The following is a 25,719-nucleotide window of genomic DNA, read 5'->3' on the forward strand; positions in this document are numbered from 1 at the left end:
GGTGGCGTCAGAGCTTGCCGATGACGTAGTCCACGCAGGCCGTCAGCGCCAGGACGTCGTCCGGCTCGACCGCCGGGAACATCGCCACCCGGAGCTGGTTGCGGCCCAGCTTGCGGTAGGGCTCGGTGTCCACGACGCCGTTCGCGCGCAGCACCTTCGCGACGGCCGCGGCGTCCACCTCGTCCGCGAAGTCGACCGTGCCGACGACCTGCGAGCGCTGCGCCGGGTCCACGACGAAGGGCGAGGCGTACGCGGCCGCCTCGGCCCAGCCGTACAGGTGGCGCGCGGAGGTGGCGGTGCGGCGCACGGCCCAGTCCAGGCCGCCCTGGCCGTTGATCCAGTCGAGCTGGTCCGCCAGCAGGAAGAGGGTGGCCAGCGCCGGGGTGTTGTACGTCTGGTCCTTGCGCGAGTTGTCGATCGCCGTCGGCAGGTCGAAGAAGGCCGGGATGTGGCGCTCGGAGGCGGCGACGCGCTCGGCGCGCTCCAGCGCGGCCGCGGAGAACACGCCGATCCACAGCCCGCCGTCGGCGGCGAAGGACTTCTGCGGGGCGAAGTAGTAGACGTCCGTCTCGGCGATGTCCACGGGCAGCCCGCCGGCGCCGGAGGTGGCGTCCACGAGCACGAGCGCGCCCTCGTCGGCACCCGCGACCCGCCGCAGCGGCGCGGCCACGCCGGTGGAGGTCTCGTTGTGGGTGAGCCCGTAGGCGTCGACGCCGGCCTCGGCCCGCGGCTCGGGGTGGGTGCCGGGGGGCGCGTCGATGACCGTCGGCTCGGCCAGCCAGGGCGCGGACTTCGCGGCCTTGGCGAACTTGGCGGAGAACTCGCCGAAGGACAGGTGCTGCGACTTGCGCTCGATCAGCCCGTGCGTCGCCACGTCCCAGAACGCGGTGGAACCGCCGTTGCCGAGGACGACCTCGTACCCCTCGGGCAGCGCGAACAGCTCGCGCACGCCCTCGCGCACCCGGCCGACCAGGTTCCTGACCGGGGCCTGGCGGTGGGAGGTGCCCAGCAGGGAGGTACCCGTGGCGGCCAGGGCGCTGAGCGCCTCGGTCCGCACCTTGGAGGGACCCGAACCGAAGCGTCCGTCGGCGGGCTTGATGTCAGCGGGAATCTGGATCTCAGCCACGGTGGGAGCCTAGCGGCTCCGGAACCCGACGACGCCGGCGTCCGGGGGATGAGACACCGGAACGGGACACGGGAGCGCGGCACCGGGCGGGCGCGCCGGGGCCCGGGGCGGGCGGTGGGCCGTGGCGGGCGGTGGGCCGTGGCCCGGCGCGGGCGGTGGGCCGTGGCCCGGCGCCGGAACACCCGGGGCCGGGGCAGGGCAGGGCGTCGGGCCGGGCGGGTACGGGCGGGGCGGCCCCTCCCCCCGCCCCCGGCGTCCCGCGTCCGCGTCCTACTCGAACCACCGCGCGACCGTCAGCTCGCCGGTGCGCGAGGCGTCCTCCAGCAGCGCGGCGGCCTCGAACCGGCGCGGCCAGGCCCGCGCCGCCCAGGCCAGACCCGCGGCGACGCCCTCCAGCGTGGCGGCGTGCAGCTCGCCGTCCGGAGCGAGCCGCCACGCCACCTCGACGCCGTCGAGTACCAGTTCGTCGTGCTCGCGGTACGTCGCCGGAGCCGCCGGGCCCAGCAGCGCCCGCACGTCCTCGGGGACCTCGCGCACCGCGCCGCCGGGCGGGGCGGGCGCGGGCAGCTCCTCGCTGAGCAGGCCGACGTCCAGCACGGCGGCGAGCCGCGCGGCCAGCGCGGGGCGCACCGGCAGCAGCGCCCGGCCGGTGGCGAGCGGCAGCAGGTCGGGGGCGTCCGCGACGAGCGCGCCCTCGGCGTCCACGACGCGGACGGCGCCGTCCACCACGGCGCGCACCTCGTCGGGCAGGGTCACCTCGCGGGGGTCGAGGTCGGCGAGGAGCGTGTAGAGGCCGTGCAACTGGGCCGGGCCGACGGGCAGCGCCGGGTCGGCGAGCTTGGCCAGCAGCTCGGCGGCGCCCCCGGGCTCGTCCAGCAACGCGGCGGCGGAGGTGCGCACGCCCAGCGCGTGCAGCAGCCCCGGATCGTCGAACCCGCTGGCGTCGGCCTCCTCGTACAGCCCGGCCAGCAGCGGGTCGCCGCCCGCGGCGCGCAGCCCGGCGGGGCGGCGGCCGTCGAGCACGGGATGGCCGCGCAGCCACCAGGCGGTGTAGGGGCGGACGCTCTCGGCGGTGCCGTCGGGCAGCAGCACGCGCACCGGCGTGGTCAGCGCGTCGCGCAGCGGCGGCCGGGCGAGCAGGGCGAGGGCCTGCGGCCAGCGGTCGTCGTCGACGAGGTCGAGGTCGCGCACGGCCAGCAGCTCGGTGGCCACGGGCGGCACCGGGGTGTCGGGGAGCTGGTCGAGCACGTCCTCGCACCACACGTCGACGGCGTCGAGCAGCCCGGCGTCGTCGGGCTCGGGGTAGTCGGCCTCGCGCGGCTCCAGCTCGTCCGGGTCGAGGACCACGTCCTGGGCGCGGACGAGCGGGAAGGCGGCCAGCACCCCGGCGGCCGTCAGCGTCTGCTCACCCCACCGCTCGGCCAGTTCGGCGTCGCAGGCGAGGAGTTCACCCTCGCGGACGACGGCGGCGAAGGCGCTGCCCGGGAACAGCAGCTCCCCGGCCGGGGCCGGTTCGCCGTCCTCGTCGGGCAGGGCGAGCGCGGCCAGCCACGGTTCGTCGCCGGGGGCCAGGCCCGCGTCGCGGACGAGGCCGAGCACGGTGTCGGCCAGCTCGTCGGCGTCCAGGCCGCCCGCGTCCTCTTCCCACACCTCCCCGGCGTCCAGCGAGGCGGCGACGGCCGCGCGGACCTGCGGCGTGGTCAGCACCGCGCGCGGCGTGGCGGGGACGGCGCCGAGCCGCTCCAGCAGCGGGTGCGCGGCCTCGGTGTGCGCGACCTTCAGGCCGAGCCGGGCGAGCCGGTCGGCGCCGGCCAGGTCGGGCAGCGGGAGCAGCACGTGGCGCGGGCCGATGGTGGTGCGGCCGTCGGCGAGCGGGACGGGCAGCCCGGTCAGCCGGTCGGGGTCGACGCCCGCGAGGGAGTCGTACAGGCGGCGCCACCAGGCCGGGTCGCGCTCGACGCCCGCGAGCCGGTCGATGACCTCGCCCAGCGGGACGCGCGGCACCTCCAGGGTGCGCAGCTCGGTGCGGCGCTCCAGCCCGGCGGGCAGCAGGCTGGGGAACAGCTCGGCCAGCACCTCGACCGTCGCGCGCCCCGCGCCCTCGACCAGCTCCGCGTCGCGCGGGCGCAGGACGTACGGCTCGGCCCCGCCCCCGGCCTCGGCGCCGTCCCCGCTCTCGGCGCCGTCCCCGGCGTGGGCGTCGCCCCCGGTCTCGGCGCCGTCCCCGGCGTGGGCGCTGGGCAGGAAGGGCACGGTGGGCAGCCGCTCCAGCAGCCGTGCGCGCAGGGCGCCGTCCAGCTCGCCGCGGCCCAGCGGACCGGGGACGAGGTCGACGACGCCGGGGCCCACCGGGCGCCACTCCCGCAGCAGCCCGGCGTAGGCGTCGGCGGCGCGCGCGGTGAGGAAGTCGGTGAGCGGACCGGGCGCGGTGTGGCGGCGGGTGGGCTCCAGCGGGAAGGAGGCGATGAGCAGCGCGGGCACGCCCAGCGGTTCGTCGGTGGGCGTGGGCGCGTGCACGACCGGCGCGGTGACGGGCCGGACCGGCGCCCCCGCCCCGTCCACGGGCACGGCCCACGTCACCGACCAGTGCGGCCGCGCGCGTTCCTCCACCGGGCGGTCGGCCAGCAGCGCCGCGTCGAGCGTGCCGTGTGCGGTGGCCACGCGCCAGCGCCGGTCACCGATCACCGTGTACGCGCCGTCCCGACGCCGGGTCAGGGTGCGCTCGCCCGCCGCCGTCTCGACGGTCACCTCGCTCAGCCCGGGCAGCGCCAGCAGCAGCGCGTCGTCCACGCCGTCCAGCAGCCGCTCGGCCAGCTCCCGCGCGGCGGCGTCCCGCAGCGGCAGGACGACGGCGGTGTCGTAGCCCTCCGGCGCGCTGCCCTCCGCCGGGAACGGCAGCCGCAGCAGCGGCACGTGCCCGTCGCGGCGCCGCAGCTCCTCGGCCAGCTCGGGGGCGGCGGCCACCAGCTCACGCGCCTCCGCGAGCGACCAGCGCACGCCGCCCCCGTGGCTCACCACGGCCGGCTCGTCGCTGACCGTCAGCACCGCGGCGAACCCGACGCCGAACCGGCCGACGGTCCCCTCCTCACCCCGCTTGGCCGACGCGCGCAGGGTGGACAGCGACTCCACCCCGGCCGCGTCCAGGTGCGCCCCGGTGTTCGCCGCGACCAGCGTGCCGCCCTTCAGCGTCAGCCGCAGCCTGCCGGGCACCCCGGCGCGCGCGGCGGCGTCGGCGGCGTTCTGCGCCAGCTCCACCACCAGCCGGTCCCGGTACCCGCCGAGCGCCAGCTCCTCCTCGGCGTTGGCATCCTCCCGGAACCGCGCGGGCGACGCCGCCCACGCCTCCACGACCCGCCGCCGCAGCCCGCCGACCCCGAACACATCGTCCATGCCGCCGACCGTACCCCCACCCCCCACCCCCCACCGCCGCCGGTCGGCCAAGTTCCCCCGTCTCGCTCGCCCCGTCCCCGTGTCCTTGAACTCCCGTACGCGTGCTCGCGCGCGGCGGTGCGGTCAGGGTGAGGGGGGTGTGGGGTGGGTGGGGCGGCGGCGGTGGTGGGCGGCGGTGCGTTCGGCGGCGAAGACGTCCTCCAGGCGGTACAGCAGGGTGCGGCCCTGGCGGCCGGCCGGGGTCAGGCGGCCGAGCTGGACCCACTTGCGGATGGTCGCGGGGGCGACGGCGGCCTCGCGGGCGGCCATGGCGCCGGTGACGAGCATCAGCGCGCCTCCCCGGCGTCCGGCAGCTCGCCGTCGGGCCAGACGTGGCGGTGCGCGGGGTCGGTGCGGCAGTCGCAGTCGGCCTCGTCGCACCGGCAGGCCGGGTTGATGCACAGCACGGCGCCGCGCTCGGGGAACGCGCGCAGCGAGACCGAGCCGCACCAGGGGCACCGGGTGGCGAGCGCCGTCATCGGTTCGCTCTCGCCGAGGACGCGCGCGCACCGGCGGGCCATGCGGCGGGCCTCGTCGCGCACGTGCTCGGCCAGCACGGGGTGCTCCTGGATCTGGTCGAGCAGCGCCAGGACGCGGGCCACGCGCTGCGGCACCGTGGCCCGCCGGGCGCGGCCGAGCCGGAGCCGGTCGCGGACCGCCTCCTCCAGCTCGGTGACGCCGTCGGTGATGTCGCGCACGGCGTCGGACACGTGCAGGCGCAGCGGTGCCGTCGTCCGGCTGGGGGACGCCGGACCCGGCACGGCGCGGGGCAGGCCGGGGCTGCTGCCGCCCGGGGCGAGTTCGTCCAGCAGCTCGGGGAACTGGCGGCGCAGGGCGCCCAGCCAGTGGGCGGTGTCGGCACGGAGGTTCACGCGCGCACCCCCGGAGCGGTGCGGGTGGCCGGAGCGGTGCGGGTGGCCGGAGCGGTGCGGGGGGCCGGGGCGGTGCGGGCGGCCGGGGCGGTCGCGTCCAGGAGCAGGCGCAGCCGCACCGGGCGGCCGTTGCGCCACAGGCGGCCGGCGCTCACTCCGTCGAAGAGGCTGCGGGTGGGGTCGACGGCCGCTTCGCAGGGCCGCCGCACCGGGCAGCGCCGGCAGGCGCGCAGGGCGGGCAGCGCGTCCTTCTCCCGTCGGGCGAAGACGGTCTGCGGCGGCAGGTCGCGGCAGGCCGCCGAAGCCTGCCAGCCGAAGTACTCCCCGCGCGGCGCGCCGCCGCGCTCGGGCATGGTGGTCTGCATCGGGCACCCCCTGAGCCGGACAAACGTTCGTTGCGAGCACACACGTTCACACGTTGCGCGCTAGAGCGCAACCAAAATTCACCCAAGCCGCGCACGATCTGACCGTTTCGCTTGCGAGAGCACGTAATGCCGCGCGCGAAAGCACGCTATGCTGAGGCGTCCACGGAAGGGGACGCGCGCCCATGGCACCCACGCACGACATGGAAGACTTCGCGGCCTGGATCGAAGGGATGATCCGGGACCGCGGCTACGACATCGACAGCCCCCGCGGAGGCGGCAAGTCCAAGCTCGCGGACGCGGCCGGAGTCCACCGCGCGGCGATCACCCGCCTGCTGCAACGGCACAGCATGCCGGACCTGGAGACCATGCGGCGCCTCGCGCGGGTGCTGCGCGTCCCGGTGCGGGAGATGCTGATCCGCTCCGGCCAGCTCACGTCCGAGGAGCTGCCGGTCTCGGCCGCCGCGACGGGCGGACCGGCGCACGGGGACGCGGACGACGGCCCGCTCACCCTGGAGCGCGCCGCGGAGCTCCTCGGCGTGCCGGCGGAGCAACGCGCGATGTTCGTCCGCGTGGCGGGGCAGTTCCTGCCCGACGACGGGGCACGGGAACAGGCGCCCAGCGCCCGCCGCCGAGCGCGCTGAGCCGGCGTCCGCCCGCGCCGTAGACGTCGAACTCGGGCCGCACACCGGGGACTTACCCTGAAGCGCGGCCGCCTCCCTCTGCCCCGCACGCCCGCGCCGCGATCGCCCCCCGCAGCGTGATCCCCTGGTGACCTACGATGGTTCGTGGCCGGTACATGCTCAGGAAAACTCCTGGTCACCCCCCACCCGGCCTTCTCCGCGGGCCCGGCGGTCCCCGGAAGGCAGCGCAGTCGACGCGGGGAGAATACGTGCCCGATCGGGAGCAGGGCGAGCGGGAGGACTTCGAGCGTGACCTGCGGGCCCTGTTGACCACGCTGGACGCGCTCGCGGAGGAGCACTCCCCCGCCGACCTCGTCATCCTCACCCGGGCCGAGCTGGAGCGGCGCGAGTTCCGCGCCTACGCAGGTGGTTGGCAGGACGCCGAGGAAACGTTGCGCCCGCTGGTCGACGACGCTCGCGCCGCCGGTGCGCGACGGCTACGGCTGATCGCCTCCGAGAGCGGCCCGGCCGACGTCCTCACCTTCCCGTTCCCGTCGGACGAGGGGGCGGAGGCCGACCCCGCGTCGGAGGGCGACGACACCGGCGGGGGCGGACGGCCCGGTGGCCGCGCCCGCGCAGCCGACGGACCGCGCTCGCCCGGGCCGCACTTCGAGCGCAAGCGGCGCCGCTCCCGCGCCCCCACGATCCCTCCGCTCAGCCCCCGCGTCCCGGGCCAGCCGCGCAAGGACGCGAAGGACGAGGGGTGACGCGTCCGCGCTCGGGGTGATCGGAACGCTGCGCGGCGATCCGCGGGCGTCTCGCCAGCGCGCCCGGCGCGAGCCCCGCGGACGATCCTGGGCGCGAGCGCGCGTCCCGCGCGGTACGCGGCGCGGCATCGGCCGCCCGTGACGGCACGGCGTCGCGCGCCGCCGGCCGGGTTCCGCGCGCCTGTCCCTTCACCGGACGCCGCGACCCAAGCCCCGGGGGCGCGCCCCGCCCGACGGCGCCGGTACGCCGTCCCGATGCGTCCGCGGCGTCGCCGCGCACGGCGGCCCGCGCCCGCGTCGACCCGGTGGCGGAACCCCGCGCCTCACCGCCCCGCGGCCACTTAGTTGCGCGCTCGCACGCTATCGATCACACTAGGACGCAGCGGCGGAGCTGTACCCGGAAGCGGGTGCGGCCCGCCGTTCGTCGTGGACGGGCATCCGGCCCGTCCACCCGCCTGGGAAGGAGGACCCGTGTGGCAGGTCCACTGCTCGCGCTCCACGACGTGGAGCGCCTGATCGCCGACTTCCTCACCGACCGCCCCGAGCTGGCCGGCGTCACCGTGGACAACGTGCCGCCGTCCGGCTTCGACGGGACGCAGCGCGTGGTGCTGGTCTCCCGGGTCGGCGGTGCCTGGATCGACGATCAGCACCTCGACCACCCGCTCGTCGAGCTGGAGGTCTACGGGCCGGACAAGACCACGGCCCACGCCGACTCGCTCGGCGTCCGGGCCGCGCTGCTCACCCTGCGCGGCACCACGCACGGTACGACGACCGTCACCGACGTCGTCGAGGCGGACGGCGCCCGCTGGCTGCCCGACTACAACCGGCCGGTCGCCAACCGGTACCTGACGACCGTCCAGCTCGCGCTGACGCCCGCCTGACGGGCGCACGGCGCACCACGCGCGGGCGGCGTGCCGTGCCAGCGGCACACCGCCCCACCGGGTCGAACCCGGCCCACCGAAGGCCCCGCCGCCGGCGGGGCCTTCGTCGTACCACCGACCGCACCACCACCAACCCCACGACCAACCGTCGTACCCACCGATCAAGGAGCACTCGCATGGCAAACGTGAACCCGAACCAGATCCGCGTCGCCGGCAACGGCCGCATCCTCGTCGCCCCCGTGGGCACCGACGCCCCGGCCGACATCGTCAGCGACTGGGGCGCGGACTGGGCCGACGTCGGCTACACCAGCTCGGACGGGGTCAAGTTCGGCCGCAAGGAGAAGGTCACCAACGTCGACACCTGGCAGTCCGTCGGCCCGGCCCGGTTCATCTACGAAGACCGGGACATGACCGTGAAGTTCAGCATGCTGCAGTTCAACTCCGACACCCTGCCGCTGTACTTCGGCGGCGGCACCGTCGTGGAGACGGCCGCCGGCTCGGGCATCTACCGCTACGACGTCGCCTCCGACCCGGTGGCCGACGAGCGGGCGCTCGGCATGGAGTTCACCGACGGCGAGGACGTGATCTACCGCTTCGTCGTGCCGCGCGGCCAGGTCACCGACACCGAGGAGGTCGAGCTGAACCGCAAGGGCTCGCTGAAGCTCGGCGTCACCTTCACCGCGATGGCGCTGGACAACACCGCGCCGCTCGCCTCCTGGATCATGAAGGACGGCTCCTTCTCCTGATCCACCCGGGCGCGGGACCGGGGCCGCACGCTCCCGGCCCCGCGCCCACCCTCAGCCGTCTCCGGCACCACACGTCCACTCTCCCCAAGGAGCCCACACCATGTCACCGTCCTCTTCGTCTTCTTCGTCCTCGGCGTCCTCGGCGTCCTCCTTCAACGTCAACGCCGCCCGCGCCCAGCGCACCGAGGCGCTCGGCCGGAACTGGTCGTTCACCATCGACGACGACACCTTCGAGATGCCGAACGAGCTCAGCCGGCGCACCGCCCGGGCCCTGCGCGAGCTGGACGACAACGACATCGACGGCCTGCTGCGCCTGCTCCTGGGCGAGCAGCAGTTCGGCCGGTTCGACCGGCACGACGTCTCCATGCAGGACGTCGCCGCCATCCTGGAGGCCTACGGGAAGGCCACCGGGCTCGGCCTGGGGGAAGGCTGAGCCTCGACGCGTTCGTCGACGAACACGCCGAGGCCCTGGAAGCCGACCTGCTCCGGTACTACGGGGCCGACCTCCTCGACTGGCACCGGGACCGCAGTCTGTCCTCGCGCCGCCTGGCGGTGCTGATCCGGCACCTGCCGCGCGACAGCGCCGTCAACCTCGCCGAGCACGGTGAGGCGGCGGAGTGGGGCGTGTCCGAGCACCTGCTCGCGGCCACCGTCGACCACCTGGCCGCGGCCAACTGGATGACGGCCACGCTCCACCGCGACGAGGACGAGGAACCGCTGGAGTACCCCGAGCCGGTCCCCCGGCCGGGTCGGGCCGACGGCGGCGCGGCGGCACCGGAGGCGGCGGGGTCCGCCGACCCGGCGGCCGGCGCCCGCGCCGGAGGCGACGCGCCCGGGCGCACCGCGGCACGCGGGGACGGCGACGCCGACCTCGCGGACCCGCGGCAGCGCTCGGCCGCCGCCGGACCGTCACCCGGGGCGCTGGCCCGCTTCTTCGGCTGACGTCTCCGTCGGGGCTCCGTCGCAGGCCGGCACACGCCGCCCGCCCACCACGGCCGGGCCGCTCGGACGCCTTCACACCGCGCCCGAGCGGCCCGGCGGGCACGGCCCCCGGCCGTCACAGACGACGCGCCGAACACGTCTCAACGAATGTACGTTCGATTTTTGCCGCCCGCAGCCGTATCATGACGCTGGGTACGCACCACCGTACAAGCAGTGCGGCCCCGTACCCACACGCCGACGCATCCAGCCTGGTCGAGCGGCACCGAACCGGAAGAGTGGTGAGACGGGTGACGACACAGCGCGACGACGCGCACGAGGGGTCAGCGGCACCGGACGCGGCAGCGGAGCTGCACCGCGTGCTCGGCAGCCTGATCCAGCACCTCCAGGAGCCCGCCGCGGAGCAGTTGCTCCACGCGATACGCACCGAGCTCGACGCCCGTGACGCCCGCGCCTACGCCAGCGGCTGGCAGGACGCCATGGAGGCCGCGAGCGCGGGCCGCGCCCGGTGAGGCGCTGGGCGACTCCCCCACCGCACGACGCGTCAGCACCCGGCGTCCCCACCGAAGCGCCCCGCCCCCACGCGACCTGACGCCCCCACAGGCCACCGGACACACCGCCGCACGCCCAGCCGCCCCCGGGCCCCACCTCCCCGGCGCCGGCCCCCGGGCGCAGGCACCCCACACCGACGGACGCCCTGCCGACTCGGCACCCCGACCCCCCAGCGCCCCGGCGAAACGGCCCGCGCAGAGGCCCCCACGCCGCCACCGACCTTCGCGCGCCGCCCCGAGCCACCGACCCCACCCACACCCAGCGCCGTCGGCACGGCAGTCCCACGGCCGGGGCCCCGCGCCGCCCGGGCGCCGACGGGTCAGAGCACGGCGCCGGCACCGAGGTAGAGGACGTGCCACGCAGGTCAGAACGCAGCGCTGGCACCCAGAAGAAAGAACAGTGCGCCAAAGGCAGCCGCCACGAACACGACAAAGTATTCGACCCAACTGAACCGTTCTTCTGCCACCACGGCCTCTACGCGTGCCTGCGGATCATAGAAGACGTCGACAGGCGCACCTACCGCGTACTTGACTGACTTTTCTGGCGCGCTTCTCGTCGCGCGTCGCACGTTGGTCGCGTCGTCGTATGCGATAACGCACAACACCGACCCGCGAGTCGTCCAGTTCAAATTGACGCACCACCCCGTTGTCCGCGTTCCCCACCGAGGCAGCGTGCGCCGCCTGTCCGCTCGCACATAGAGCGGGAAAGCGCCACCGAAGCAGAAAAGCCCCAAACCGATAAGCACCCAAGCAGCCACCATGCGCGGCATGTTACGTCGACGATCCTGGGGCCAGCAACAGGAACAGCCGCCCGCGGTGCCTTCGGTAACGCGGCTCCTTCATAAACAGTGCGCGCACACACAGAAAACCAGGCAGTCCATTACAGCACGCATCTCGCCGAAGACCGATAAAGCGCTGTCACCGCAGCCAACGATCTGCTCAAGGTCACCTGAAGCGTGGAGTTCTACCTAGTTCCTCCCATTGCTCACGAGGAAGGGAGCGAGTTGCCTGGTTCTTGGCCGCTTCAACACCTCAACAGAGCTTGGCAGCGATTAGAGAATGAACATGGCGTTGACGGACGACCCGAGAATGGTCAAGCCGAAAGAGGCAAGGATGAACGCGAGGAGGTACTCCCATCGACTGGCTCCTTGCTCTGCCACCACCGCCTTCACCTTGGCCTGCGGATCGTAGAAGACGTCGACAGACTGCCCTATTGGGTAATCGATTACCTTCCCGGGTGCACTTTGGGTGGATCGTCGTACGTTCGCCGCGTCCTGGTAATCGATAACGCTCAGAACGAGCCCGTTGCTCGTCCACGTCAGGTTCACGCACTCACCTGTGGTGCGCGTACCCCACCTGGGTAGCGTAAGCCTCTTGCGCGTCTTCACGCAGCTTCGGAAAGCGAACACAAGAACAACTAGCCCTACCACAGCAAAAATCCAAGCAAACGCCATAAAGTCGAATATTACCTTAGCGGTCAGAAGATGTCAATTTAGGGAGCGTATCTGGGATGGACCCAGAAGCCAGCAAGAAGGACCCGGCACAGGCCGCAGAGGACCGGGTTAACCAAATATTCACAAGCGCCTTCGGAGGCAGTGGCGCACCGGACGAAATCGTCGCCGAGTTCGTCAGAAAAACCATCGAAGGCGATCCGAAGTTCAGCTTCGCAGGAAGTGACCACGTCGTCGGTGACGCTTTCGACAACGCGGCAGCCTTCATGAACAGCGAGGGCCAGAACGAAAGCGTTAACGCTGCGAGCCAGGCCCTGTACTACAGCACCCAGGCTGTAAAATTCGACGCCAGCTTTGCGACGATTGCTGCTGACGTTATCAAATTGGACGAGACGGGCCTCAGTATTGCGGGAGCAAGAGTTTTTGACATGCCGTGGATCGGCTCGCTCGAACGTGCGACCGGCTACACCGGGAGGCAGGAAAGAAGGGAAGACGCCCCAGTACAAGCTAGAGAATTCCGAGAAGAAATGGCGCGTATCAATACGCGTTTGAGCAATGCCTCTCGTGTTTTGAGTCCCGAAAACGCTCCGCCGCGCGCTCCGGCAATTACGAGAACAGGTCGCGTACAAAGCGAGCTGCGAAGCCTGAGAAGCCAAGTCACCAGCCTGGCCAGGGCACTGGCATGAAGCGTGTCGGCACGAAGAGGTTCTAAGTGCTGTCACGCACACTCACTTGATGGCTAAGGAATCGAGGCGACGGAATGTCACTAGCCAGCGCGTTGCAGCGGGCCTCGGGGTCGTTGCGGCAGTTCAAGAGCGCCAGCGATGTCGCGGGGCGGGCGGCGGCCGGGTTGGGGCGGCAGGCGGCGACCGCCGACCGGAGTGTGAAGAAGATCCACACCGGCGCGAAGAACACCAACAAGGAACTGAAGACGATGAAGACGGCGGCCGACAAGGCCGCCGTTTCCGTTTCCAAGCTCGGCAAGCAGGCGGTCAAGACCGGGCCGCAGATGAACAAGATGAACCAGGGGGTGAAGAAGGCCACCGGCGGGTTCAAGTCGCTCAACAAGGAGATGAAGGGAAACATCTTCGGGCTGCTGCTGTCCCTCATCACCCCGATCATCGAGAAGATCGTCGCGATGGCGACCCAGTCGAAGACCATGCAGAAGGTGATGAAGAAGGTCTTCGCGGTCGTCGGGGAGATCCTGAAGAAAGCGATGAAGATCATCGGGCCTCTGCTGAAGAGCCTGGGGAAGATCTTCAAGTCGGTCTTCAACGGGATCAAGACGGCGGTCATGGTGGTCGTGAAGATCATCGTCAAGTACGTGCAGACGTACTTCGCGATCTGGAAGGCCGTCATCACCGGGGCCGTGAAGGCCGTGCGGAACGTCATCAGCGCGGTGATGAGCGGGATCAAGAAGGTGATCTCGCCCGTCGTCGGGTGGATCACGCGCACGGTGCCGGCGGCCTTCCGGACGGTGCGGGACAAGATGACCGAGATCTGGGGCAAGTTGTCCGGGATCGCCAAGACCGCGTTCGACAAGGTGAAGAACGGGGTCAAGGGGCCGGTCAACGGCGTCATTGACATCATCAACTCGGCGGTCCGCAAGATCAACGGCATCAAGGTGTCGATCCCGGGCTGGGTGCCGATGGTGGGCGGCAAGACGTTCGGCGTCAACCTGCCGACGATCCCGAAGCTGGCCGAGGGCGGTGTGGTCACGCCGCGCTCGGGTGGCGTGCCGGCGATTCTCGCGGAGGCGGGGGAGGCGGAGGCCGTGCTGCCGCTGTCGAAGCTGGACGCGCTGCTGGGGCGGACGGCGGCCCGGGCCCGCACCGGGCTGCCGGGTCCCTACGGCGGCCCGGCGGCGGCCGCGGCCGGGGCCGGCGGGCTGCACATCGAGCACTACTACGCCACCGAGGTCAGCGACCCGCAGGAGACCGCGGACGCGCTCATGTTCCTGGCCAAAGCGCGAGGGTGAAAGGCGGTGACGCGGCATGGCGATCGCGATGCTCGCACAGGCGGGCCCGGGCTTCCGGACGTTCGGCGGTGCGCTGGGCCAGGCCCGTAGCGGGCTGGCCGCCAACCGGCGGGCCGTCGAGGCGGCGTCCCGCGCCGCCGGGGCCATCCGCGGCGGTGCGCAGCGCGCCCAGGCGGAGCTGCGACGGGTGGTGCCCTCGGCCTCGCTCGCCGGCCAGGGGCTGCTCGGCTTCGGACGCCGGGCGGGTGCCGTCCGGCCGCAGCTCGACGTCGGGCGGGCGAAGTTCAAGGCCACCAACCGGGAGCTGAAGCGGCTCCAGCAGGAGGCCGGACGGTCGGACAAGCTGGCGGGCGGGATCGGCAAGAGCGCCGGGATCGTCGGCAAGCTCGGCGGCGTCTTCGGCATCGGGCTCAAGCTCGGCGCCGGGGTGATGAAGCTCGTCAACACCGTGATGAAGGCCAACCCGTGGGGGTTGGTGCTCACGCTCGTGGCGCCGCTGGTGGTGTACCTCGTGGACGCCGCCATGCAGTCCACCGCGGGCCAGAAGATCATCCAGACCGTCTCGACCGTGGTCATGCAGACGGTGGAGACGGTGCTGAAAGTGATCATGCCCGTGGTGACGGTGGTGGCGAAGATCGCCATCACCTACATCCAGGGCTACCTCACCGTCATCACCACGGTGGTGCGGTGGATCGCGGACGCCGCCCGGGACCCGATGGGCACGATGCGGCGCGTCGTCGGCGGCGTGGGCGACCGGCTGCGGTCGCTGGCCGACCGGGCGTTCGGCGGGCTGCGGGACAAGGTGAGCGACGCGCTGGAGTGGATCCGCACCAAGCCGCGGGAGATGTTCGACCGCGTCCTGGGCGCCATGCGCGGCACGCTGGGCGGTATCGCCGGCTTCCTGGAGACGGGCATGCAGCTCGTGCTGGACGTCGTCAAGGGGCCCGTCAACGGCGTCATCGCCTTCGCCAACCGGGCCATCGACGGGCTGAACAGCCTCAGCGTCAGCGTCCTGGGCAAGAAGTTCGGCGTCAACCTCTCCAAGATCCCGCAGCTCGCGCACGGCGGTGTCGTGCTGCCGCGCCGCCGGGGCGTGCCCGCGATCGTCGCGGAGGCGGGCGAGGCCGAGGCCGTCGTCCCGCTGCCGGTGCTGCGCCGGCTGATGGACCGCACCGCCCGCCACGCCGCCTCGACGGCGGCCCGGGGCGGCTGGATCGAGCACTACGCGGAGCCCGCCGAACGCGGGCCGCTGGGCGTCGCCGAGGACCTGCTCTTCCTCGCCCGCGCGGAGCGGCAGCGCTGGGCGCCCACCCCGCTCGGAGCCGCCGTGTGAGAAGAAAGCGAGGGATCAGCCCGTGATCGACATCCAACAGAAGAACGCACCGGAAGCCACCCCCGGCTCACTGATCACCCAGGACGGGCAGATCCAGTGGGCCGGGGTTCTTTTCGGCCCCGGCACGCCCTACCAGGTGGACATGAAGGGCGTCACCGGCTGGGACGACCTGCCGGAGCTGGAGACCGGCGACGTGGCCCGGCCCGACCAGCACGGCGCCTGGCCGGGGGCCCGCTGGGCCAAGCCGCGCACCGTGTCGGCCACGGTGTGGCTGCTCCCGCCCGGCCGCGAGGAGGCGCGCGGCACCATGCGCGGCTTCCGGGCGGCCACCACGCCCGACGGCGGCGAACGGTGGCTCGCGGTGCGGCTGCACGGCGAGACGCTGGCCTGCCGCGCGCGGGTCAGCCGGCGCGTGGTCCCGCAGGACCGCAGCTACGTGCTCCAGGGCGCGGCCAAGGCCGAGGTGCAGTGGGTGGCCACCGACCCGCGGCGGTTCGGGACGCGCGAACAGCGGGCGACGGCCCGGCTGCCGCTGCCGGAGGACGGCCTGCGGTGGGCGGACGACCCCGGCGCCGGCGGGCTCGCCTGGCCCCTGGACTGGGGCACCGCGGGCTCCACCGGCGCGGTGACGGCCGTCAACGCCGGTGAGGCGGCGGCCCACCCGGTGCTGGAGTTCCGCGGCCCGCTGCGCCGCCCGGCGCTGACCCGGCTGGCGGACGGGCTGCGGCTGCAGTACGACATCGCGCTGGCCGCCGGGGACGTGCTCACCGTGGACACCCACTCGGGCACGGTCGTGCTCAACGGCACGGCCTCCCGGCTCTACACCGCCACCCCCCGCTCGGCGCCCGAGCAGCTCTTCCGCCTGGAGCCGGGCGCGACCGCGCTGGTGTTCCGCTCGGCGGACACCACCCCGTCGCCCGAGGCGTCCGTCACCGTCCGCTGGCGCGACGCGCACTGGTGACCCGCCCCGCCCGCACCCGATCCCACACCACACTTCCCAGGAGGACCTGACATGCCCATCCGCAGTGCATGGCTGCTCAACCGCACCGAGGACGGCCAGGGCCAGTCCCGCGTCGACACCCGGCTCGCCCCGGTCGGCACGATGACGCCGACGAGCCAGCTCGGCTCGCGCGGCGGCGTCATCCCCGGCTCCCCGGACGGCGCCTACGCCTTCTCCGGCCTGTACGTGTACGGGCAGAGCGCCGGGATGACCGCCACGGTCGCCTCCGGCCGCGCCGTGATCCAGAGCGACGAGTCGGCGGGCGCCTACCCGGTGGCCGTCACCGAGTACACCTCGCTCACCCTCGCCGACGGCGACCCGGACAACCCGCGCCTGGACCTGGTCGTGCTGCGGGTGTACGACGAGGCGCAGGACGCCTCCGGGCGCACCGAGGCGGCGCTGGAGGTCGTCCAGGGCGTCCCGGCCGCCTCGCCGGAGGTGCCCGCGACCCCGCGCGGCGCGCTGGAGCTGGCCTCCGTGCTCGTCCCGGCGGGCGCCTCGGAGGGCACCGGGGGCATCGCGTGGGACACGGCCGTCACCGACCTGCGCCGCCCGACGGTGGCCGTCGGCGGCATCCTGCCCGAAGACTGGGAGCGCGACCTGCCGGGGAGCTACCCGGGCCAGTACCGCGACGCCGGCGCGGCCGGGCTGCAGCGCTGGGACGGCCAGGCGTGGCGGCCCTACCCGCCGACGCCGCGCTGGCAGGACTGGACGCCGCAGTGGACCACCAGCACCGGCAACCGCACCCCCTCCTTCGGCAACGCCCACGTGCGGTGCCGGTACGTCCACACGGGCACGGTGGTGCACGCGACCCTGGAGATCACCTTCGGCTCCACGTCGCAGTTCGCGCCGGGCGACGGCAACGACAACTGGCGCTTCACGCTGCCGGTGCGGGCCGCGGGCGCGGTGCAGGCCACGGGCTTCGCGGGGTTGCAGAGCAACAGCCTCGGCGACCGCGCCGTCGGCCGCGTCCGCCTGACCACGCAGGACCACCTGGAGGTGGAGATCGCCTCCGGCCCGGTCAACGGCGCGGCCCTGGAACGGGGCGGCATCGTGGACGCGCTCAGCCCGTGGACCTGGGGCGCCGGCATGCGCATCCTGGCCGCCTTCACCTACGAGTCGGCAGAGGCGGCCGAGTGAGCGGCTACACCGCCGTCTACCGGGCCGTCTTCTGCGACCTGCGCACCGACCGCGTCGTCGACGTCCTCCCGCTGACGGAGGCGAAGTTCGACGACTACATCGGCAAGCCCGGGTCGCTGTCGGCGACCGTGCCGCTGCCGGACGCGGCGCTGGCCCGGCGGGCGCGGGCCGCGCTGCTGCCGGGCCGCACGGCCGTGTGGCTGGAGCGGGACGGCGACATCTGGTGGGGCGGCGTGCTGTGGACGTGCACGCCGCACTCCGACGAACAGGGGCGCCTGAAGGCGGAGTTCCAGGCGGCGACGTTCGACTCCTACCTCGACCACCGCGTCCTGTCGACCGACATGGTGGGCACGGCCACCGACCAGTTCGACATCGTGCGGATGCTCGTGGACCACGTGCAGGCGCAGCCCGGTGGCGACATCGGGCTGCGGTACGGCACCGAGGCGTCGGGCGTGCGGCGGGACTTCGCCTACGCGTACACCGACCTGGCCCGGGTGCGGGAGCTGCTGGACAAGCTCGCGCAGCTCGACGACGGCTTCGAGTGGCGCGTGCACTGCTACCGGGACGCCCAGGGGCGCCGCGTGAAGCGGTTGCAGGTCGGTCACCCGCGCATCGTCAGCGGGCACACCGACATCGTCCTGGACCACCCGGGCGGGGTGCTCACCTACAGCCTGCCCTCGGACGCCACCGTGCAGGCCAACGTGTGGGTGGCGCGCGGGGAGTCGGCCAACTCCGACCAGTCCCAGGAGTCGGTGCCGCTCACCGTGCGGCAGGTGCACGCCGAGGACATCGCGGGCGGCTGGCCCCGGCTGGAGTCCAGCTCCGACCACAGTTCGGTGCGCGACCCGGGGCTGCTGCGCTCGCTGGCTCGCGCCGAACTGGCCCGGCACCGGCGTCCGGAGACGATCCCGCAGCTCACGGTGCGCATGGACGGCCGGATCAGCCCGGCGCTGCTGGGCGCGCGGCTGCGGCTGCGCGTCCACGACCTGTGGCACCCCGAGGGCGCGGACAGCCGGTTCCGCATCGTCGGCCTCGCCGTCACGCCGCCGCAGCGCACCAAGGCGGAGACGGCGACGCTCTACCTGGAAGGAGTGTGAGCGGTGGCGATCATCCCCACCGACCTGCTGGATCGGCTGCGCGCGCTGGAGCGGCAGGTACGGGACCTGATGGGCAGCGCCAACACCGCGCCGCCGATGAACCGCATCAGCGGCGGCGACGTCGTCATCGGCGACGGGGGGCGGCTGCGGGTGCGCACGCCCGCGGGGGAGGACCTGCTCTACCTGGGCCGGGTCCAGCCCGACCGGCCCGGCGGCGAGCAGCAGCAGGGGCTGGTCGTCCGCCGCGACGACGGCTCGCTGGCGCTGACGGTGTGGACCGGCAGCCCGGACACGCTGCCCGACCAGCCGGTGCAGATCCTCGACCGCAAGGGCAACGTCGTCGTCGCCGACGACGCCAAGCGGCGCGGACTGGCCCGGCCGTACGTGCCCTACCCGCTGCCCGCGCCGGTGGCGCCCGCCCGCTGGGAGTCCACCGGCGCGACCGCGTGGACGACGCTGTTCCGCGGCCCCGGCATCGCCCAGCACCCGCGGCTGCACTGCCGGATCGCGGCGGAGGGCGACGCGGGCGCCGAGGTGCGGCTGCTGGCCGACGGCGAGCAGGTCGGCCCCGTCGGCGGCCCGGAGGGGCTGACGTTCACCGCCGTGCTGGCGGCGGAGTTCAGCGCCACCGTCACCTTCGAGGTGCAGGCCCGCGTCGCGGCGTCCGGGGACACCGTGCGCTGCCGCCCGCTGGCCCTGTACGGCGTCCAGTCCTGACCATCCCCGGGGCGTCCGCCCCCGTGCCACCGCGCGCGGGCGGGCGCCCCGGCGTTCGCTTCCCCACCCGACACACCAGGAGGCACTGCGTGCTGCCCGAGAACCTTCCCACCGTCGCCGTCACGGGGCGGTACCTCACACCGGACGGACGGCCGATGACCGGCACCGTCGAGTTCCGGCCCCCGGCCATGCTCACCCACGCGGAGTCCGACGTGATCCTCGGCGGGCCCACGGTCGCCCGGCTGGACGCCGAGGGCCGCGTCGAGGTGGTCCTGCCCGCCACCGACGGGCCGGGCTGGAACCCGACGGCGTGGACCTACACCGTCACCGAACAGCTCGCGGGGGTGACCCCGCGCCGCACCTACCAGATCGTGCTCCCTGCCGCGCAGCCGGAGGTGGACCTGGCCGACGTCTCCCCCGCCGACCCGGGCACGCCCAACTACGTCGCCGTGCCCGGGCCGGCGGGTCCGCCCGGTGAGCCGGGTCCGCGCGGCCCGGCGGGCGAGCCGGGCACGGTCAGCTCCGTCAACGGCCACACCGGCCCGGAGATCACGCTCGGCGCCGCCGACGTGGCGGCCGTGCCCGCGTCCTCGGTCGGCGCGGCCGGCGGGGTCGCGTCGCTGGACGCGCAGGGCCTCGTCCCGGCCGCCCAGTTGCCCACCGGCACCGGCGGCGCGGTCGCCTCGGTGAACGGGCTGACCGGCGAGGTGCAGCTCACCGCGGCCGACGTGGGCGCCCTGGACCAGACCACCGCCGACGGCCGCTACCTGGCCGCCGACGCGGCTCCGGTGCGCTCCGTCAACGGCCACCTGGGCGACGTGACCCTCACGGCGGCCGACGTGGGCTCCGTGCCGGCCGGCGAGGCGGTGCTGCTCGGCGGCGACCAGTCGGTCGGCGGCGCGAAGTCCTTCGCGGTGCCGCCCTCGGCCGCCGCCGACCCGGCCACCGGCGACCAGCTCGCGCGCCGCTCCTACGTGGACGCCGTCTCCGCGGCCGGCGCCTGGTCGCCCGCGGCCCTCGGCTTCGCCGGCTGGTCCTTCGACCCGGCGACGACGTCGGCGAACCGCCCGCAGTACTGCATCAACGGGTGGCTCTACCTGGTCGGCGTCCCGCTGCACGCCCCGCGCACCATCTCCGACCTGGTGTTCTTCACCGCCGGGTACGTGGGCGGCACGCTGAGCAGCAGCTCCTACGCCGGCCTGTACACCGACGGCGGCACCCGGGTCGGCGTCACCAAGCCGCTCACCCAGCTCATCCCGGCCAACGAGGGCCGCACGATCCTGTGTCCGCTGGAGACGCCGTACGCGGCGCAGCCGGGGAACTACTGGGTCGCGCTGCTGGTCAACGGTCCGGCGGTCAAGAGCGACGGGCCCGGCTTCGCGTGCGGGGCCGCCGTCGGCAACGCGCCGGCCGGCAGCGCCCGGATGCCCGGGGGCTTCGTCCGGCACGGGCGGCTGTCCAGCACGGGCCGCACCTCGCTGCCGTCCTCGTTCAACCTCACCTCGGTCGTCGCCGACTCCAACGCCATCTGGGCCGCGGTCGCCTGAGCCCCGCCGCCCCACCGGCACCAGCCCAGCACCTGCACCAGCACCGCCGGCACCACCGGCACCACCGCCCCGCGCCGCCCCCGGCGCGGGGCGTCCGCACGTCAGGAGAGTTGCCATGGCCACACCGCTCACCGCGGACGCCTTCCTCGCCGCGCTGCGGCGCGAGGGCGTCGCCGTCGTCGAAAGGGGCGACTGGCGCAACCACAACCGCGACCACATCGCGGACTTCGGCCCCGTCAACGGGGTGATGGTCCACCACACCGCCACCACCGGCACCGAGGAGTCGGTGCGGCTGTGCCGCGACGGCTGGCCGGAGCTGCCCGGCCCGCTGTGCCAGGGCGTCGTCGACAAGCTCGGCGGCGTCCACCTGATCGGCCACGGCCGCGCCAACCACGCGGGACTGGGTGACCCGGACGTGCTGGCCGCCGTCATCCGCGAGGACGCCGTCCTGCCCCCGCCCCAGCGGGACGCCACGGACGGCAACACCCGCTTCTACGGCTTCGAGGCGATCAACCTCGGCGACGGGCAGGACCCGTGGCCGCCGGAGCAGTTCGAGGCCCTCGCCCGCACGACGGCCGCCGTCTGCCGCGCGCACGGCTGGAACGAGCGCTCGGCCCTCGCCCACAAGGAGTGGACGCGCCGGAAGATCGACCCGCGCGGCTTCACGATGGCCGCGCTGCGGCAGCGCGTCGGGGAGCTCCTCGCCGCCGCGCCGCCCGCCCACACGCCCTTCCCCGGCGCGGACTGGTTCCGCGCGGAGCCGCACTCCCCGATCGTGACCGCGATGGCCGCCCGGCTGGTGGCCGAGGGCTGCTCGGCGTACGAGGGGGAGCCGGGGCCGCGCTGGGACGCCGACCACCAAGCCTCCTACGCGGCCTGGCAGCGCCGGCTGGGCTTCACCGGCGCCGACGCCGACGGCTGGCCCGGCGCCTACTCCTGGAACGCCCTGCGGGTGCCCACCCGCGACTGACCCCACCGCCGTCCCCGCCGGGGCCCGGACCGCGCGGCGGTCCGGGCCCCGCGCGTGCGGCACCCACCCCACCCAAGCGAGGAGGGCCGCCCCATGGCCACACCCCTCACGCCCGCGCGGCTCGCCGAGGCGCTGCGCGACGAAGGCGTCCGCGTCGTCGAACACCGCGACTGGCGCCGACACAGCCGCAACCACAAGGGCGCCTGGGGCCCGGTGAACGGGGTGATGGTGCACCACACCGTCACCCGCGGCACCGCCGCCTCCGTCGACCTCTGCTACGACGGGTACGCGGGCCTGCCCGGGCCGCTGTGCCACGGCGTCATCGACAAGTCGGGCACCGTCCACCTGGTGGGCGGCGGCCGGGCCAACCACGCCGGGCTCGGGGACAGCCGGGTGCTGCGGTCGGTCATCGCGGAGGTGGCCACCCCGCGGCCGCTGGCCGACACCACCGACGGCAACGCCCGCTTCTACGGCTTCGAGGCGATCAACCTCGGCGACGGGCGCGACCCGTGGCCCGAGGAGCAGGTCGAGGCCATCGTGCGCGCCTCGGCGGCGCTCTGCCGCGCGCACGGCTGGAACGAGCGCTCGGTCATCGCGCACAAGGAGTGGACGCGCACCAAGATCGATCCGCGCGGCGTGTCCATGCACGACCTGCGCGGGCGGATCGGCGGCCGGCTCGGCGAGCGGCCCGCGACGCGTCCGGGCACCTCCCGCCCGCGGCCGTCCCCCGGCGCGGGCGGCGGACGCGGGTACCAGCCGTTCCCCGGCGCCGCGTGGTTCCACCGCGCCCCGCGCTCGGCCGTCGTGACCGCCATGGGCGAACGCCTGGTGGCCGAGGGCTGCTCGGCCTACGCCGTGGGGCCCGGGCCGCAGTGGACGGACGCCGACCGGCGCTCGTACGCCGCCTGGCAGCGCAGGCTCGGCTACACCGGCCGCGACGCCGACGGCTGGCCGGGCGCGGTCTCCTGGCGGGCGCTGCGCGTGCCCCGGGTCTCCTGACCCGCCCCCACCCCCTACCGGAAGGAGACGATGTGATGTCCGAGTCGACCACGCTCTCGGAGGCGACCCGGCGCAGCCTGCGCACGGTGGTGCAGACCGCGGTCGGGCTGGCCCTGGTGCTGCCCGCCGTGGTGGAGGCCTCCGGCGTCCCCCGGACCCTGCCGTGGGTGGCGGGCGCGCTCGCCGTCGCCGGCGGGCTGGCCCGCGTCATGGCCCTGCCGGGCGTGCAGGCACTGCTGCCCGGCTGGCTGCGCACCGGGAAGGAGCACGGACCGGCAGATGAGTGAGCTCGACCCCGACCGCACCACCGCCGTCGCGGTCGAGCTGGAGCGGCTGCGCGGCACCGTCGAGGCCGGGTTCGCCCGGGTCGACGGCGCGCTCGCCCTGCTCGTCCAGCGCAGCGACCAGATCGACAAGCAGCTCGCCGACCACGAGACGCGGCTGGACTCCCTGGAGCGCTCCCGGTGGCCCCTGGCGAGCGTCACCGCCCTGGCCGCCGTGGGCGGCACCGCCGTCGCGCTGTGGCAGCTCACCGGGAACTGACGCCGCTGCCCGGGGCTCGCCGCGAGCCCCGGGCACCCGCGCCGGGCGCCCCCGCGCGGCGGGTGGTCACGCTCCGGTCTCGCCGTGCTCGGTGTCGGCGGGCTCGGCGCCGGCGTCGCGCAGCGCGAGGTCGTCCACCCGCGTCTCGTCGATCACCGGGGCCGGGGGCTTCGGCGGCCGGGGCATGACGGCCGCCTCCGAGTGGCCGCCGCAGCCGTAGCCGAAGGAGACGACGCTCCCGTCGGCCGGGGCGTACTCGTTGGCGCAGACGCCGAAGGCCTGGCGCAGCGACCCGGCCAGGGGGACGAGGAAACCGCAGGTCTGACAGGAGGCCGGGGCGGCCTGGGCCATCGGCGTGCGCGGACCGAAGCGGTCCTCCCAGCGCTCGGCGGCCAGGTGCAGGCCGAGCCGGGAGAGCACCCGCGCCCGCCCCATGCCCAGCTCGTCGGCGACGGCGCCGATCCGCGCCGGGTCCGTCGCGGTGGGTTCGTCCCCGGCGAGGGCGGAGTTCGGCGGGGGCTCGTCCTCGCCGGAGTACCCCGGCTCCAGGCGCAGGTCGTCGGCCTCGGTGGGCAGCAGGTCGCCGGTGCCCAGGTCGCCGGGGCGCAGCCGCTCGCTCCAGGGCACCCACTCCGGGGCGAGCACCGCGTCGGGCCCGGGCAGCAGCACCGTCTCGTCCAGGGTGACGACGCGGGCCCGCGAGGCGCGGGCCACGGTGACGGCCCAGCGCCAGCCGCGGTAGCCGGGCTCCTGGCACTCGAAGAGGTGGGTGACGACCCGGTCGGCGTCGGCGACGGCGCCCAGGTAGTCACCGACGGTGCCGGGGCGGGCGGCCTCCACCGCGGCGTCCCTGGCGAGCTCCACTGCCTCGGCGCACAGCCGGTCGGGGGTACGGCTTCGCATCGCAGCACTCACAAGAATCGTCTCTTCCTTGGCAGGTCACGCCTGCGCGTACGGCAGGAGACCGGACGTCGGCCACGGGGGACGGAGCGGACCGGTGGACCGCTGCGACGTCCCCGCGCGGGTGACGCACGGGGGACGATGCCGTACGGGGCGCGCTGTGCTCCCACGCTACCCCACGGCCGTGCCGCGCCCACCCTGCCCCGCCCCGGCGCAGCTCCCGTTCACCGGAGGCTTCCTGGGGCACACTGACGAGGTGACTGACGACGTGGGGGGCACGAGGCTCACGGACACCAGGCCCTACGGCGCCGGGTCGCCCGGCGGAGCGGGGCCCCCCGCCGGGGGACCGGGCGGACGCCGCGGCGTCCGCCCGGCCGCCCGGCGGCTCGCGCGCGGTCTGGGCCGGACGGTGCGCCGACCGCCCGCCGCCGTGGGCCGGGGCATCCGCAGGGCCACCCACGCGCAGGGCGCCGGCGAGTCGGGCCTGGGCAAGCTGACCGAGCTGCACATGATCAACTCGGCCGGCGACATGCTCATCACCGTGGCGCTGGCCTCCACCATCTTCTTCTCCGTGCCCACCGGAGAGGCGCGCGGCCGGGTGGCGCTGTACCTGGCGGTCACGCTCGCCCCCTTCATCCTCCTCGCGCCGGTCATCGGCCCGCTGCTGGACCGCATCCCGCACGGCCGCCGCGCGGCGATGGCCGCCGCGATGCTGGGCCGCGCGCTGCTGGCGCTGGCCCTGTCCGGCGCGGTGGCCGACGGCGGGCTGGAGCTGTACCCGGCGGCGCTGGGCGTGCTGGTGGCGTCCAAGGCGTACAACATCGTGCGCTCGGCGGTGGTGCCGCGGCTGCTGCCGCCGCGGGTGTCGCTGGTGAAGGCGAACTCCCGGGTGACGCTGGCCGGGCTGCTGGCCACCGGCGCGGCGGCCCCGGTGGGCGCCGGGCTGCACCAGTTCGGGCCGCAGTGGCCGCTGTACGGGGCGTTCGCCGTGTTCGTCGTCGGCCTCTTCCTGGCGTTCACCCTGCCGCACCAGGTCGACTCGGCCAGGGGCGAGCACCGGGCGCGGCTGGCGGCCGGGCGCGGGGAGCCCGAGCCGTGGCTGGCCAAGCACAGCCCCGGGCACGACCAGCGCGCGGCGCGCCGCCCCGGGCTGCGCACGGTCGGCGCGTCGGTGCTCAACGCGCTGATCGCGAACTCGGCGGTGCGGGCGCTGTCGGGGTTCCTCACCTTCTTCCTGGCGTTCCTGCTGCGCGAGCACCCGCTGGCCGGGTTCGACGCGATGGTCTCGCTCGGGCTGGTCGCGGTCGCGGCGGGCGGCGGCAACGCGCTGGGCACGACGCTCGGCGCGTGGCTGCGGGCGCGCGGCCCGGAGGTGATCATCGCCTCGGTGCTCGCGCTGGCGCTGGCCGCGACGGTGGTGGCCGCGGTGCGCTACCAGGTGGTGACGGTGACCGCGGTGGCCGCGTGCGCGGGGGCGTGCCAGGCGCTGGCGAAGCTGTCCCTGGACGCGCTGATCCAGCGCGACGTGCCCGAGGAGGTGCGCACGTCGGCCTTCGCGCGCTCCGAGACGCTGGTGCAGATGTCGTGGGTGGCCGGGGGCGCGGTGGGGATCGTGCTGCCGCTGCACGCGACGCTGGGCATGGGCGTCGGTGCGGGCCTGGTCGGCGCCGGTGGGGTGCTGGCGCTGCGCGGCCTGCTGACGGCCGCGCGCCGCGGCACGCCGCACCCCCGCGTCACCTGACGCGGCC

28 protein-coding genes are annotated in these 25,719 nt (G+C 74.6%); 20 read left to right on the plus strand and 8 right to left on the minus strand.

Annotated features, from left to right (window positions below):
• Positions 1-7 precede the first annotated feature (7 nt).
• From serC to OSB71_RS07725, 5 genes are all read right to left on the minus strand, one after another.
• A complete protein-coding gene (gene serC, locus OSB71_RS07705; protein ID WP_265945673.1) occupies positions 8-1,126 on the minus strand; it encodes a phosphoserine transaminase in 1,119 nt (372 codons plus the stop codon).
• A gap of 270 nt (positions 1,127-1,396) precedes the next feature.
• Complete coding sequence (locus OSB71_RS07710) at positions 1,397-4,516, minus strand: sacsin N-terminal ATP-binding-like domain-containing protein (protein ID WP_265945675.1); 3,120 nt, start codon at positions 4,514-4,516, stop codon at positions 1,397-1,399.
• Between the two features lie 123 nt (positions 4,517-4,639).
• Positions 4,640-4,843 carry a hypothetical protein gene (locus OSB71_RS07715; RefSeq protein WP_265945677.1) on the minus strand — a complete coding sequence of 68 codons (204 nt, stop codon included), beginning with the start codon at positions 4,841-4,843 and terminating at the stop codon, positions 4,640-4,642.
• Complete coding sequence (locus tag OSB71_RS07720) at positions 4,843-5,427, minus strand: hypothetical protein (protein WP_265945679.1); 585 nt, start codon at positions 5,425-5,427, stop codon at positions 4,843-4,845. The genes OSB71_RS07715 and OSB71_RS07720 overlap by 1 nt, the downstream gene beginning before the upstream one ends.
• A complete protein-coding gene (locus tag OSB71_RS07725) occupies positions 5,424-5,792 on the minus strand; it encodes a WhiB family transcriptional regulator (protein WP_265945681.1) in 369 nt (122 codons plus the stop codon). The genes OSB71_RS07720 and OSB71_RS07725 overlap by 4 nt, the downstream gene beginning before the upstream one ends.
• A 182-nt stretch (positions 5,793-5,974) precedes the next feature.
• On the opposite strand from OSB71_RS07725, the gene OSB71_RS07730 reads away from it, so the two are divergent.
• The 7 genes from OSB71_RS07730 (at position 5,975) to OSB71_RS07760 (ending at position 10,257) form a co-directional block, all read left to right on the plus strand.
• On the plus strand, positions 5,975-6,433 hold the full coding sequence (locus tag OSB71_RS07730) for a helix-turn-helix domain-containing protein (RefSeq protein ID WP_265945683.1): 459 nt from the start codon (positions 5,975-5,977) through the stop codon (positions 6,431-6,433).
• 248 nt (positions 6,434-6,681) lie between these two features.
• Entirely contained in the window at positions 6,682-7,179 is a 498-nt protein-coding gene (locus OSB71_RS07735) for a hypothetical protein (RefSeq protein ID WP_265945685.1), read from the plus strand.
• Positions 7,180-7,652: 473 nt separating this feature from the next.
• On the plus strand, positions 7,653-8,060 hold the full coding sequence (locus tag OSB71_RS07740) for a hypothetical protein (RefSeq protein WP_265945687.1): 408 nt from the start codon (positions 7,653-7,655) through the stop codon (positions 8,058-8,060).
• Between the two features lie 176 nt (positions 8,061-8,236).
• Positions 8,237-8,806 (plus strand): phage tail tube protein, encoded by a 570-nt coding sequence (locus tag OSB71_RS07745; RefSeq protein WP_265945689.1) that lies wholly within the window; start codon positions 8,237-8,239, stop codon positions 8,804-8,806.
• Positions 8,807-8,906: 100 nt separating this feature from the next.
• Positions 8,907-9,239, plus strand: a complete 333-nt coding sequence (locus OSB71_RS07750) for a hypothetical protein (RefSeq protein ID WP_265945690.1) — start codon at positions 8,907-8,909, stop codon at positions 9,237-9,239.
• Positions 9,240-9,358: 119 nt separating this feature from the next.
• Complete coding sequence (locus OSB71_RS24590) at positions 9,359-9,748, plus strand: hypothetical protein (RefSeq protein ID WP_416237215.1); 390 nt, start codon at positions 9,359-9,361, stop codon at positions 9,746-9,748.
• Between the two features lie 287 nt (positions 9,749-10,035).
• Positions 10,036-10,257 (plus strand): hypothetical protein, encoded by a 222-nt coding sequence (locus tag OSB71_RS07760; RefSeq protein ID WP_265945693.1) that lies wholly within the window; start codon positions 10,036-10,038, stop codon positions 10,255-10,257.
• A gap of 404 nt (positions 10,258-10,661) precedes the next feature.
• Here OSB71_RS07760 and OSB71_RS07765 read toward each other — a convergent pair whose 3' ends face one another.
• Positions 10,662-11,057, minus strand: a complete 396-nt coding sequence (locus OSB71_RS07765) for a DUF3592 domain-containing protein (RefSeq protein WP_265945695.1) — start codon at positions 11,055-11,057, stop codon at positions 10,662-10,664.
• Between the two features lie 291 nt (positions 11,058-11,348).
• Complete coding sequence (locus tag OSB71_RS07770) at positions 11,349-11,624, minus strand: DUF3592 domain-containing protein (RefSeq protein WP_265945697.1); 276 nt, start codon at positions 11,622-11,624, stop codon at positions 11,349-11,351.
• A gap of 182 nt (positions 11,625-11,806) precedes the next feature.
• Between OSB71_RS07770 and OSB71_RS07775 the strand changes: the two genes are divergently transcribed.
• From OSB71_RS07775 to OSB71_RS07830, 12 genes are all read left to right on the plus strand, one after another.
• Complete coding sequence (locus OSB71_RS07775) at positions 11,807-12,433, plus strand: hypothetical protein (RefSeq protein WP_265945698.1); 627 nt, start codon at positions 11,807-11,809, stop codon at positions 12,431-12,433.
• Positions 12,434-12,507: 74 nt separating this feature from the next.
• Positions 12,508-13,725: a phage tail family protein gene (locus tag OSB71_RS07780; RefSeq protein ID WP_265945700.1), complete on the plus strand. Its 1,218-nt coding sequence runs from the start codon at positions 12,508-12,510 to the stop codon at positions 13,723-13,725.
• A gap of 16 nt (positions 13,726-13,741) precedes the next feature.
• Positions 13,742-15,058, plus strand: a complete 1,317-nt coding sequence (locus OSB71_RS07785) for a tape-measure protein (protein ID WP_265945702.1) — start codon at positions 13,742-13,744, stop codon at positions 15,056-15,058.
• Positions 15,059-15,080: 22 nt separating this feature from the next.
• Positions 15,081-16,019 (plus strand): phage distal tail protein, encoded by a 939-nt coding sequence (locus OSB71_RS07790; RefSeq protein ID WP_265945704.1) that lies wholly within the window; start codon positions 15,081-15,083, stop codon positions 16,017-16,019.
• Positions 16,020-16,070: 51 nt separating this feature from the next.
• A complete protein-coding gene (locus OSB71_RS07795; RefSeq protein WP_265945706.1) occupies positions 16,071-17,198 on the plus strand; it encodes a hypothetical protein in 1,128 nt (375 codons plus the stop codon).
• On the plus strand, positions 17,195-18,295 hold the full coding sequence (locus tag OSB71_RS07800; protein WP_265945708.1) for a hypothetical protein: 1,101 nt from the start codon (positions 17,195-17,197) through the stop codon (positions 18,293-18,295). The genes OSB71_RS07795 and OSB71_RS07800 overlap by 4 nt, the downstream gene beginning before the upstream one ends.
• Before the next feature lie 3 nt (positions 18,296-18,298).
• On the plus strand, positions 18,299-19,012 hold the full coding sequence (locus OSB71_RS07805) for a hypothetical protein (RefSeq protein ID WP_265945710.1): 714 nt from the start codon (positions 18,299-18,301) through the stop codon (positions 19,010-19,012).
• Positions 19,013-19,101: 89 nt separating this feature from the next.
• Positions 19,102-20,559, plus strand: a complete 1,458-nt coding sequence (locus OSB71_RS07810; RefSeq protein ID WP_265945712.1) for a phage tail protein — start codon at positions 19,102-19,104, stop codon at positions 20,557-20,559.
• Positions 20,560-20,674: 115 nt separating this feature from the next.
• A complete protein-coding gene (locus OSB71_RS07815; protein WP_265945714.1) occupies positions 20,675-21,529 on the plus strand; it encodes a peptidoglycan-binding protein in 855 nt (284 codons plus the stop codon).
• Positions 21,530-21,622: 93 nt separating this feature from the next.
• A complete protein-coding gene (locus tag OSB71_RS07820) occupies positions 21,623-22,528 on the plus strand; it encodes a peptidoglycan-binding protein (protein ID WP_265945716.1) in 906 nt (301 codons plus the stop codon).
• 35 nt (positions 22,529-22,563) lie between these two features.
• Positions 22,564-22,815, plus strand: a complete 252-nt coding sequence (locus OSB71_RS07825; RefSeq protein ID WP_265945719.1) for a hypothetical protein — start codon at positions 22,564-22,566, stop codon at positions 22,813-22,815.
• Positions 22,808-23,071 carry a hypothetical protein gene (locus OSB71_RS07830; RefSeq protein ID WP_265945721.1) on the plus strand — a complete coding sequence of 88 codons (264 nt, stop codon included), beginning with the start codon at positions 22,808-22,810 and terminating at the stop codon, positions 23,069-23,071. The genes OSB71_RS07825 and OSB71_RS07830 overlap by 8 nt, the downstream gene beginning before the upstream one ends.
• Before the next feature lie 66 nt (positions 23,072-23,137).
• Here OSB71_RS07830 and OSB71_RS07835 read toward each other — a convergent pair whose 3' ends face one another.
• On the minus strand, positions 23,138-23,974 hold the full coding sequence (locus OSB71_RS07835; protein ID WP_265945723.1) for a DUF3027 domain-containing protein: 837 nt from the start codon (positions 23,972-23,974) through the stop codon (positions 23,138-23,140).
• 394 nt (positions 23,975-24,368) lie between these two features.
• Between OSB71_RS07835 and OSB71_RS07840 the strand changes: the two genes are divergently transcribed.
• On the plus strand, positions 24,369-25,712 hold the full coding sequence (locus OSB71_RS07840; RefSeq protein WP_265946069.1) for an MFS transporter: 1,344 nt from the start codon (positions 24,369-24,371) through the stop codon (positions 25,710-25,712).
• The last annotated feature ends 7 nt before the right edge of the window (positions 25,713-25,719 follow it).

It is taken from the genome of Streptomyces marinisediminis (assembly GCF_026262575.1).
Classification (GTDB): Bacteria; Actinomycetota; Actinomycetes; order Streptomycetales; family Streptomycetaceae; genus Streptomyces; species Streptomyces marinisediminis.

Excerpts from the sequence above, each read along its gene's own strand:
- OSB71_RS07710 (WP_265945675.1), bottom strand. The coding sequence starts at position 4,516 with ATGGACGATGTGTTCGGGGTCGGCGGGCTGCGGCGGCGGGTCGTGGAG.
- OSB71_RS07715 (WP_265945677.1), bottom strand. The coding sequence starts at position 4,843 with ATGCTCGTCACCGGCGCCATGGCCGCCCGCGAGGCCGCCGTCGCCCCC.
- OSB71_RS07725 (WP_265945681.1), bottom strand. The coding sequence starts at position 5,792 with ATGCAGACCACCATGCCCGAGCGCGGCGGCGCGCCGCGCGGGGAGTAC.
- OSB71_RS07730 (WP_265945683.1), top strand. The coding sequence starts at position 5,975 with ATGGCACCCACGCACGACATGGAAGACTTCGCGGCCTGGATCGAAGGG.
- OSB71_RS07745 (WP_265945689.1), top strand. The coding sequence starts at position 8,237 with ATGGCAAACGTGAACCCGAACCAGATCCGCGTCGCCGGCAACGGCCGC.
- OSB71_RS07750 (WP_265945690.1), top strand. The coding sequence starts at position 8,907 with ATGTCACCGTCCTCTTCGTCTTCTTCGTCCTCGGCGTCCTCGGCGTCC.
- OSB71_RS07765 (WP_265945695.1), bottom strand. The coding sequence starts at position 11,057 with ATGGTGGCTGCTTGGGTGCTTATCGGTTTGGGGCTTTTCTGCTTCGGT.
- OSB71_RS07775 (WP_265945698.1), top strand. The coding sequence starts at position 11,807 with ATGGACCCAGAAGCCAGCAAGAAGGACCCGGCACAGGCCGCAGAGGAC.
- OSB71_RS07780 (WP_265945700.1), top strand. The coding sequence starts at position 12,508 with ATGTCACTAGCCAGCGCGTTGCAGCGGGCCTCGGGGTCGTTGCGGCAG.
- OSB71_RS07785 (WP_265945702.1), top strand. The coding sequence starts at position 13,742 with ATGGCGATCGCGATGCTCGCACAGGCGGGCCCGGGCTTCCGGACGTTC.
- OSB71_RS07795 (WP_265945706.1), top strand. The coding sequence starts at position 16,071 with ATGCCCATCCGCAGTGCATGGCTGCTCAACCGCACCGAGGACGGCCAG.
- OSB71_RS07815 (WP_265945714.1), top strand. The coding sequence starts at position 20,675 with ATGGCCACACCGCTCACCGCGGACGCCTTCCTCGCCGCGCTGCGGCGC.
- OSB71_RS07820 (WP_265945716.1), top strand. The coding sequence starts at position 21,623 with ATGGCCACACCCCTCACGCCCGCGCGGCTCGCCGAGGCGCTGCGCGAC.
- OSB71_RS07825 (WP_265945719.1), top strand. The coding sequence starts at position 22,564 with ATGTCCGAGTCGACCACGCTCTCGGAGGCGACCCGGCGCAGCCTGCGC.
- OSB71_RS07830 (WP_265945721.1), top strand. The coding sequence starts at position 22,808 with ATGAGTGAGCTCGACCCCGACCGCACCACCGCCGTCGCGGTCGAGCTG.
- OSB71_RS07835 (WP_265945723.1), bottom strand. The coding sequence starts at position 23,974 with ATGCGAAGCCGTACCCCCGACCGGCTGTGCGCCGAGGCAGTGGAGCTC.